General features: G+C 34.0%; 8 protein-coding genes and 1 pseudogene. 6 read left to right on the forward strand and 3 right to left on the reverse strand.

The genetic code is table 11. The annotated features are described in order from the left end of the window. The 3 genes from FS736_RS23245 to FS736_RS23255 form a co-directional block, all read right to left on the reverse strand. Positions 1–1024 (reverse strand): IS110 family RNA-guided transposase (locus tag FS736_RS23245; protein WP_144481496.1); only part of this gene is annotated, 1024 nt, incomplete at its 3' end. A gap of 250 nt (positions 1025–1274) precedes the next feature. Next, positions 1275–1463 (reverse strand): penicillin-binding protein, encoded by a 189-nt coding sequence (locus FS736_RS25315; protein WP_395883904.1) that lies wholly within the window; start codon positions 1461–1463, stop codon positions 1275–1277. Between the two features lie 408 nt (positions 1464–1871). Continuing rightward, positions 1872–2342 carry a DinB family protein gene (locus FS736_RS23255; RefSeq protein ID WP_144481498.1) on the reverse strand — a complete coding sequence of 157 codons (471 nt, stop codon included), beginning with the start codon at positions 2340–2342 and terminating at the stop codon, positions 1872–1874. A gap of 413 nt (positions 2343–2755) precedes the next feature. Between FS736_RS23255 and FS736_RS23260 the strand changes: the two genes are divergently transcribed. From FS736_RS23260 to FS736_RS23285, 6 genes and pseudogenes are all read left to right on the forward strand, one after another. Beyond that, complete coding sequence (locus FS736_RS23260) at positions 2756–3121, forward strand: sigma-70 family RNA polymerase sigma factor (protein ID WP_313959742.1); 366 nt, start codon at positions 2756–2758, stop codon at positions 3119–3121. Further along, positions 3108–3869, forward strand: coding sequence for a hypothetical protein (locus FS736_RS23265; RefSeq protein WP_222125091.1), 762 nt, complete (start codon positions 3108–3110; stop codon positions 3867–3869). The genes FS736_RS23260 and FS736_RS23265 overlap by 14 nt, the downstream gene beginning before the upstream one ends. A gap of 152 nt (positions 3870–4021) precedes the next feature. After that, positions 4022–4449 (forward strand): annotated as a pseudogene (locus FS736_RS23270) (GNAT family N-acetyltransferase). A gap of 164 nt (positions 4450–4613) precedes the next feature. Next, positions 4614–5219 carry a hypothetical protein gene (locus FS736_RS23275; protein WP_144481500.1) on the forward strand — a complete coding sequence of 202 codons (606 nt, stop codon included), beginning with the start codon at positions 4614–4616 and terminating at the stop codon, positions 5217–5219. Between the two features lie 372 nt (positions 5220–5591). Continuing rightward, the gene (locus tag FS736_RS23280; protein WP_144481501.1) at positions 5592–5918 is read left to right on the forward strand and encodes a hypothetical protein; all 327 of its coding nucleotides are present in this window, start codon (positions 5592–5594) and stop codon (positions 5916–5918) included. Between the two features lie 219 nt (positions 5919–6137). Further along, positions 6138–6704, forward strand: a complete 567-nt coding sequence (locus FS736_RS23285; protein ID WP_144481502.1) for a hypothetical protein — start codon at positions 6138–6140, stop codon at positions 6702–6704. Positions 6705–6925: the final 221 nt, after the last annotated feature.

Raw genomic sequence — 6925 nt, forward strand, 5'->3', positions numbered from 1 at the left:
GTCCTTTCCATTTACCTGAACTGGCCTCTGAAAGATGTAATCCAGCATGGCGCAATAGAGAATTACCATGCGCAAAACCACTGAGGTCACCCGATTCTCCAAGAATGCCTGCAAGTGCAATTTCACTAATTCCTTTGATGGCAAGCAACTTTTTTGCGAAAGGAATTTGTTTAAGTAGGGAAGTGACTTCCTGTTCAACTCGTTCAAGTTGCGCAGTGGCTAAATCAAACTCTTCAATTAGCTGTTCCAGGTGTAGTTTATAAGCATCGAGTGCTTGTCGAGTGCCGACTGAATGCACAGCTAATTCAATTAAGGCTTGTGCTTTTTTTATCCCAGGTTGTCTTTTCATTTGGGATTTCCAACCTTCAACGACATCGGGTGCTTTCATGGAGCGTAGTTCAAGTGGTGTAGGGAATAGGCGCAGAGTCGCCATAGCCCCTTTGCCTTTGACATCTTTGAATACCTGTCGAAGTTCTGGAAAAACAATATCGACCCAACGGTTAATTTGATTGATGGCACTAACAAGTCTCTTAACTGTCATATCACGGTTAGACATTAAAACTCTTAGTTTTTCAAAGACCTCTGAATTAGGGCGAATAAAGGAATAATAACCATTCTTGACCATATCAGCGATAACGAGAGCATCTTTTTTATCACTTTTCGATCGGCTATTATCACGGTTTTCTTTATTCTTTTTTACATGATGAGGGTTAACAGTTACTGCTTCAATGTCTTGATCATATAGCCATTTTGAAAGGTTAATCCAATAATGTCCTGTAGGTTCCATCCCTATGATAGTTGAAGAAAAGCCTCTTAAGGTTTTTAACTGGTTTATCCACTGTAGTAATTTAGCAAAACCTTCTTCATTATTTTCGAAGGTAAGTGGATCTCCCACTATTATTCCACGGAAATTCACAGCTCTGGCTACATGTAATTCTTGTGCAATATCCACACCAACTACAAGGTGGCTATCTGAAATTCTCTCTATCAGTTGATTTTGTTTGTCCTGCATTTTAAACTTCATAGTAAGGGTTCCTCCTTAGGGTTCTGAGTTAGAGTGGTGTCTATACTCATATCTTACTGAGGGACCTTATTTTATTCAAAGTTGAGAATTAGCTTTCTACAGGAATTCTATAGCAGCATGATAGGTTCAATAAGAATGAAGATACTATTATTAAAATCTTTATTATTAGGGAGGATCCGACTATAAAAAATTTTATTTTAATTTTAAAGCCTATTTGGATATCCCAAACAGGCTTTAATTTCGGCTAAAGTTACTCTATACGAAGAGCAACTATGTCACGGCAGTCGACAAAAAGAGTGGTACCTGGCTCTTTTTCTTCGTCTTTAAATGTTGCACAGCAAGTTCTATTATTAATTCTCAAGAAGATTACATCTTCTAATACTTTACCACCTGATAAAAATACATCTACTTCTGTTCCTCGCTCTAACCTGTTTAGTATATTACAAGCACATTTATCACATCTGCTGCGGCTTGAACTTGTCCTCTTTTGATGACCCTCATTAGAATCACAGTATTCACACATTATCATTATCCTCCTTTCATTTATTGAATTACTTGCAATATCAATATATGTGGAGAAAAAAATGGTGTATAAACAAGTTCCCTGATTCAAAGGCACATTTTATTCTGATAATGAAAACCAAGTTCAAATTATAGATAAACTCAAAGAAACAATTGGGGGTAAAATCTCCCCAAGGTGCAGTCGAAAATGATGAACCTTACTTTAAATACAAACGATGCAGGGAGTTGAAGAAGAACTCTTGAATAGTATCTCACTTTTTAGTCTCTGAAGAACTAATACAAAATAAAAGGTACTTCACTATAGTGAAAGCACCTGTACTATAATTTAATCCCAAATTCGTATCCGTGGAACCCCTGCAGTTCTTAAATAATCCAATAGCTGACCAGTGTGAATTGATTCGTGGTAGGCAATACGGAGGAGCATATCCCCCAAGTCTCTTATGTATCCTGAATCAGAGCGGTCTATCTTTATTTTTGTTAAATCTTCCTCAGAAAATGACTTGATTGTGTCGAAGAACTTATTACGATATGGTTTTGCAAACTCCATTTCCGCGCTTACTGTAGTGAAAGGCCTGTTTTCGAAAGGAGAAGTAAACTCTGGAAGGCTCCCTCTATTAATGATAGCTAGGTGATAATAATGTTCGCTTTCCAAAACATGCCTGATCATTTCTATGCAATTCATGGCTTCATCATCAGGCTTCCATTTTAGTTTTTCTTCAGGTATTGATGACCACACCTTAATACTTCTTCTTCTAACTTCATTAAAGTTTAAAATAATTAGGTCAATTGAATTCAAAAAGAACCCCTCCCTTGATAGTCATAAATAAATAATACACGAATATATGTTCTTGCGGGACTTTTTGTTGAAGTTTATTAGAAATTATCTTAATAACGAGTTTAATGGTATTTTTGGAGATAAGTAATAAGCTGTCATTCTTGGCGGTTTTTTTATTGAGAATTATTTATGTAAAAAATTGTTGCTGATTCCGAAAAATGGAACCTTGAAAAATTTCAAATCGTCTAATTATCAAAAACAAGGTTGTGAGCAAATATGATTGACCCGGTAAAGAATTTAAACCGAGAGGAAAAACTGAAATGGCTCATGAATACATTTGGCAATGATATTATCAGGATTGCCTTTACATATCTGAAACAAAAAGATTAGCAGAAGATGTGGCGCAAGATGTATTTATAAAATGTTATGAAAAGATGGATTCCTTTCGTAATGATTCATCTTATAAAACCTGGCTGATCCGAATTACGGTGAACAGGTGTAAGGATGTATTGAAGAGTTGGCATTATAAAAATTTATTTTTGACTGATTTTTTTAAACAAAATCATCAAACTGTTTCTGCAATTTATCATCATGAAGATGAATTAATATCACTTCATGTATTAAAACTCCCTATAAAACAGAGAGAAGTCATTATTCTATTTTATTATCAAGATCTATCCATCGAGGAAATCTCAGATCTGTTAGAGATTAACTCTAATACCGTTAAAACAAGACTGCATCGAGGACGTCATAAATTAAAAGAATCATTGGAAGGAGCGGGAGCAATTGATGGAAAATAAACTTGATAATTTAAAAGAAAAAATGGATAACACCATTTTGAAAGATGTGAATTTTGATGATAGGCATCATCAGCAAGTCTTGAACTCCATAAAAAAGACCAAAATTGAAAAACACGTATTTCAGCTGAAAAATAAATTTAACACTCTACTTAGTGTTTCGGTGGTTTCGGTCTTGTTTTTAGGTATTCTATATTTTGTTGGAATCCAGCTAAACTTATTAAATGGACCTAACATGAGACAGGCTGGGGAGCCAAAGGAGTCTCTAAATAAGCCTTCAAATGAGGATGCGACATCTATACAAAGAAATAAAGAAGCAATTAAAAAAATACTTGAGCTTGAGTTTACCGGTCCAGATGAGAAGTTAATGGGTCTAATGTGGAATCCTAAATATAAGACTGTTGTGAATGGTCAAGAAGAGAACAAAGAATTTGATCAATATTTAGAAGAGAAGTACGGTTCTTTCTTTACAGATGCGGGTCTCCATTCCTTCATAGCAGCATATGGCGGTACTCAATACCAGACATATGCTTACAACGCTGGTTATAAGTTAAGCTTTAAGGGAGTTACCACCGAGCAAAATCAGCATAACCCGAGACTTTATATCTTTGTTGCGAAAGTTGGTTATCAAAAGAGCGGCGAAGAAGAAAAAACTGTGGATGTAGAAGGTAAGGTTTTGATGTCAGAAGGAAAAATAGGAGAATTTAAGTATGGAAATGACGAAGGTTTGTCAGATAAATTGAGGGAATAAGAAATTTAATGATGACTTTATTAATTGTGCGTTGCTCTAGGAAAGATTAACGCACTTTGATGTTTCATTTCTTATTGCACAAACGATGCAGGAATGTTGAACAAGCAAAAGTGTTGGAATATTTATTCAGCGACTTCTAGGGAGGGGAAATTTTGAAAATAACTCAACAATGGAACCAAGAAGATAGTGAATACATTCGAAAGAATGTAATTGAACATAATCTTTCTAAGCTACCTGATGATGTAAAACATCCAGTTAAGAATATTAGCTTTATTCTTAGGGATGAAGGAGGAGAAATATTAGGTGGCATAAAGGAACAATTTTTTGGTATAACTTACATATTGATTTCCTGTGGGTTGATGAATCACTTAGGGGTAGCGGTTATGGGAAAGAGTTATTAAATCATATAGAAAAAATAGCGAGAGAAAACAGGTGCCAATTAATTCAACTTGATACGTTTAGCTTTCAAGCACCGGACTTCTATCAAAAAAATGGTTATGAGATAGTCGGTGTAATTGAAGGACATCCAAACAAAGAAAATCAGCAGTATTACCTAAAAAAGACATTAACTTATAGATGAATCATATATACACTCAGAGGGCAAGTGATCTTTATAGCATAAGAACAGGCAGCGTTGTTATTGAACAAACGAAGCAGTTATATGGAAGAAGGTATTCCAAATTTGTGTTTAAAGAAGCATCCAGTTAGCTGTCTAATCAGGAATAGTTTTGGAGGCAATTATGAATGAGCAGACTATTTAAACTTTGCATTTGCAATCTTGTATTGATAATTTTCTTAGTCAGTTGTTCCAATTCAACAAATGTGTCAGAGGATAAGGAAGACATAAATCTATATGCATCGTCGTTTGAGAAACTGCTAGATGATTATCCGCAATTGGAATCCACATATAACAGAATACCTACAAAACTTCATGATAAGATTGTTGCTCCATCGCTAGAAGAAATCCCTTTTAAAGTTGAGGAAGTAAAGTTAGATTACGATAATGACCCAACAGGAATGATTCCTGCAATAATGATTCTATACACTGGAGATAATAAAAGGGTTACAAGTACGGTTTGGTATCATGATGGTACTTCTATTCCAGGTAAAGAGTTATTGTTGGATCATGATATCAAGGCTTTTTACCTCAACAATATAGAGGAAATAGCTATTACTTGGAGAGATCCTGATAAGAATAGTAAGCTATTATACCGTGTAGGATTGTTAACGTTTGAAAAGGGTTCATTAACTAAAGCAAAAAATCAATTATCTAAAGATGATGCTGTATCTATCGCTAATAGTATGATTAATAATTACTATCGTTCTAGAAGCGAAACACAGAACGATTAACTCTTCTTTTTCATAAAATGATAATTGGTTGTTAGCAAAGTGGCGGTTTTTCATTAACGAATAATCCCTTTTTCTTCATATTAAAGTAACGATGCAGGTTAGTTCAACAAGAATTTAGAGAACAGTTAGGAATGAAGGATTACGAGTCAGTAGGAAGTTCAAAAATAATTGCAGATTAGGTGTGAGCAGGTGTAGATCCAGCAGTGAGAAGAACTGGCTTGGAGTTATCAGTTGGCAGCGGACTGAGTTTGATTAGTCAAATTAGGCCCGAATAGGGGAAGTGGCTTCTTAAGATTTAGATGCCTATATAAACATATTTTTGAAACTTCTGACGACTTTATTCGTAATAAATACTATAAAAGGGGGGATACATTGAAGTTAAAATGGTATATATTTTTCGTTTTACTAGTCCTGGTTTTAGAATTAGGTTTGCTTTTTGGGGTATCACATTATTTTGAAACAAATCTTGTAGATACAATGTTTTTAGGGTCAGTTGGATTTACCATTATAGCATTTTTATTTAGTTCTAAAGGAGACGCATTGTCAAAGAATTCACAGGTAGCAGTTTTCCATATGTTCTTAGGAAATTACAAGCCACAACATGAGAAAGCAACATTTACCATTAATCCCTTCTTAGTAGGATCTCTATTGTGCTTTATTGCATATTTTGTTCTTTATTATTTAGGAGTTATAAGTTAGAAATAATTAGTTTATAAAAAATATTGATACAAAAGTGTTTAGGCACATTCTTGCTTATTTTCGAACAGGGGGGAGCAGTTTAGCAAAAGAAGGGTCGGCGAAGGGGTGCGTTGATCCAAAAGGATTAACGGCCTTTTTTATTGATTTCCTTATTTAGCTAACATGCAGTTATGTTGAAGAAGGAAGTAAACGATTTAAGAATTTCTAAGGGGTAAGGTTATGAAAGTTGAGAGGAAATTTAAAAATGAAACAGAACAAGATAAACGAAGTCTATTGAGAGCCCAGAAAACATCATTATATTGGTTGCTAGGAATAATATATGTTTCTTTTTTAGGAGTGCAGCTTGGTCGGATCCAAGCTATAACTGATTTTAATTATTCATTACACGAGATGTTGTATATACCTGCAACTTTGTCTTCTTTTATTGTTCCAATAACGTTTTTAATATATATGTATTTTGTAATAAAATACTTACGAAAATGGGGAATCCAAAAGCCGAATATAAACCCTGTTATAAAAGCAGTGTTAGTAATAATCTCCTTATTAACAATATTTTCTTTATTAAATTTTCAATCTAAAGAAGTTTCTACTGGTGGAGTATTTAAGGTTGAACAGAAAATTCAAGAAGATACAAAATACTATTTGATATTAAACGATAAAAAAATTAGGGTGTCAAGGAATGAATTTTATTTAGTTGATTTAAATAAGGAATACTTAGGGACTTTTGTTTGGAATTCACAAACTAACAGAGGCAGACTTGAAACTATTGAGCCAATCTTGAAATGAAGTATGATTCAAGGTCAGGAAAGAACCTTATTCTCTCCAATGCGATGATCCAGGAAGGGATAAGCAACTTTTTTGTGAAAATCCTTATTAAACAAAACCAGCTAATAGTTTGTCAATATTTTTCATTAAAATTATAAAATTCATCGTGATATACTAAAAAAGGGTATACCAAATAACCTTCATATTCTTAGAATTGGAAGGTTTTTCGTAATTTAGTTAGA

It is taken from the genome of Cytobacillus oceanisediminis 2691 (assembly GCF_007678455.1).
GTDB classification, from domain to species: domain Bacteria; phylum Bacillota; class Bacilli; order Bacillales; family Cytobacillaceae; genus Mesobacillus; species Mesobacillus oceanisediminis_A.

What these genes read in the sequence shown, in the direction of transcription:
- FS736_RS23285 (WP_144481502.1), top strand. Translation starts at nt 6,138, where the DNA reads ATGAAAGTTGAGAGGAAATTTAAAAATGAAACAGAACAAGATAAACGA.
- FS736_RS23275 (WP_144481500.1), top strand. Translation starts at nt 4,614, where the DNA reads ATGAGCAGACTATTTAAACTTTGCATTTGCAATCTTGTATTGATAATT.
- FS736_RS23260 (WP_313959742.1), top strand. Translation starts at nt 2,756, where the DNA reads ATGGATTCCTTTCGTAATGATTCATCTTATAAAACCTGGCTGATCCGA.